At 49.1% G+C, this 2416-nt stretch carries 3 protein-coding genes; all 3 read left to right on the forward strand.

Features of this window, described 5'->3' with window-relative positions:
* The first annotated feature begins 48 nt into the window (after window positions 1-48).
* Window positions 49-1053, forward strand: a complete 1005-nt coding sequence (locus IGR76_17595) for an adenylate/guanylate cyclase domain-containing protein (protein MBF2080272.1) — start codon at window positions 49-51, stop codon at window positions 1051-1053.
* A gap of 291 nt (window positions 1054-1344) precedes the next feature.
* Window positions 1345-1773 carry a photosystem II complex extrinsic protein PsbU gene (gene psbU, locus IGR76_17600; protein ID MBF2080273.1) on the forward strand — a complete coding sequence of 143 codons (429 nt, stop codon included), beginning with the start codon at window positions 1345-1347 and terminating at the stop codon, window positions 1771-1773.
* Between the two features lie 187 nt (window positions 1774-1960).
* Window positions 1961-2416: FAD-binding protein (locus tag IGR76_17605; protein ID MBF2080274.1), on the forward strand; the 456-nt coding region annotated here is incomplete at its 3' end.

Below are 2416 nucleotides of genomic sequence, written 5' to 3' on the forward strand. Positions count from 1 at the left end.
CATCCTGGCATTTTACGCCGCAGAGCGGCGGGGAATCGACCCGCAGGGATTGAACCCCATTCCTCTATTCCCTATTTAGTACTGCGGACTGAATCCGGCAATCGTTACCTCTCACTGGCAGGATCAGCCTGCTGGACGATTGGGCGTGGAGATGATAATAATTTTGTGCTACCAGATCGATGGATCTCCCGAAATCATGCCATGCTGCAACTGATGGAGACGGGAGACTTCTATCTCATTGACTTGGGAAGCCGCAATGGTTCGTTTGTCAATGGTCGTCGCGTGAGTGTACCTGTGACGCTTCGTAATGGCGATGCGCTGACCTTTGGGCAAACTGAGTTGGAGTTTTACTGTCCTTCGGCGGAACAATTGCGGGATCAGTCCGGCGGCATCCTGGACGATTCACAGGATCATACCGCTACAGCGACGCTCCATGTCCGACGCCTCATTTTGGTCTTGGTGATTGACATTCGCGACTACACCATCATGACCCGCCAATTGGATGAGAAGATTCTCTCTGAAGCCATTGGAACTTGGTTTCGGCAGGCGGGTGACATTATTCGTGAATATGGTAGCTGGGTAGACAAGTATATCGGCGATGCCATTATGGCGGTGTGGATTCATGGTTCCAGTGGTGTAGATCATGAGGAAATGGTTCGAATTGCAAAAGCGTTGAACGCTCTCCATGACATGACGAGTCATCTCCATGAGCAGTTTCCATTGCCTTTTCCTGTGCGGATTGGGGCTGGGCTCAATACTGGGTACGCCATTGTAGGCAATACGGGCACAGGCGATCGCCCTGACTATACAGCGCTTGGGGATACGGTGAATGCTGCATTTCGTTTGGAGTCAGCCACGAAGCAAATTGGGATGGACGTGGCCTTAGGCGAAGTGGCTTACGATTATCTCACCGAAGCAGGCATCGAGAAGCCCTTTTTTAAGCAACATACGGTGCACCTGAAGGGGTACGATACCCCCACGCAAACCTACGCCACTTCCTTTGCCGACTTAAAAGCTTTTTTGCAGCGACTAGAACGTGCTCATGCGGAATAAGGCTAGTGAGATGTAGATGTCCGCAATAGTCCTCAACGCGCAGCGTAGACGGTTGCTGTACCTCAGGGTTTAAGCTGTTTGAACCCGTCGTACAGCAAGAAATTAAACACAAACTCAGCTCCATACTCTAACGTATAGATAGATAGAGAGTGTAACTATGGCAATAGATCAATGATCAATGAAGCCATAAAACTCTTTCAATGGGTTTACCCGAATGTAAAGGCAAAATGGTAGGCTCTAGGTAAAGACCTAGACATCGATTTTCGAATTATCTGAGAGGGATCTGAACGAATGAAACGACTCGTTGGTGTGCTGACCGTCTTATTCGGTCTGCTTATCAGTAGCTTTTGTGGGTTTGGGGTTTCCCAGCAGGCGATCGCTGCAAATTTGAGCAGTCCCGTTTTCGGTTCAGCACCAGTACTGGCCGCCGAACTCAATGCCGTTGATGAAAAACGGGTAGAGTTGGGCGATAAAATTGACTTAAACAATACAAATGTTCGTGCTTTTACGCGCTATCCGGGCATGTACCCGAAAATTGCAAGCATGATTATTCAAAACGCTCCGTTTAATAGCGTTGATGATGTATTCAAGATGCCGGGTTTGACGGAAAAACAAAAGGAAATTTTGAGAAAATACGAAGACATTCTCACCGTCACAACTCCTGATGATGCATTGACGGAAGGTGGCGATCGCTTTAACAACGGAATTTACGGAGGTTAAGTGGACTGCGCTGAGCCTGTTCCTGTTTAAAAGATGCGCGACTGGATCAGCACGGTTTGGTTAACTCTGCGTATATTGAACCTAATTGCGTGAGTGTTATTCATAGGTATGTATAGAGTGTAGGCAATGCCTGCACTCTTTCAGTATCCTTGGCAGCAGATGCGGTATTACGAGCCCTTTTCGTCCCGTGGTCAATTCTCCTAATCTCAGTTTGCTCAATTTGTATGACGTTTTGGTGGTGGGGAGTGGTGCAGCAGGGCTCTATGCAGCGCTGTGTTTGCCCTCACACTATCATGTTGGCCTCATCTCTAAAGAAACACTGTCTCTTTCTGCAAGTGATTGGGCTCAAGGCGGAATTGCAGCAGCGATCGCCCCGGAAGACTCTAGCGATTTACACGTTGAAGATACGTTGCATGCAGGTGCAGGGCTATGTGAATTAGAGGCGGTACGTTTCCTCGTGGAGCAAGCACCGGACTGTGTGCGATCGCTGGTTGATTTGGGTGTTGCGTTTGATCGCCATGGTTCAGAATTAGCACTAACCTTGGAAGCCGCCCATCGTCGCCGTCGTGTTCTCCATGCTGCCGATACAACGGGACGGGCAGTGGTGACGACGTTGGTTCAACAAGTGCTTCAACGCCCCAAC

Source organism: Synechococcales cyanobacterium T60_A2020_003 (genome assembly GCA_015272205.1).
Classification (GTDB): Bacteria; Cyanobacteriota; Cyanobacteriia; order RECH01; family RECH01; genus JACYMB01.

Bases quoted from the DNA above. Each gene is read 5' to 3' on its own strand.
- psbU (MBF2080273.1), top strand. From the start codon at position 1,345: ATGAAACGACTCGTTGGTGTGCTGACCGTCTTATTCGGTCTGCTTATC.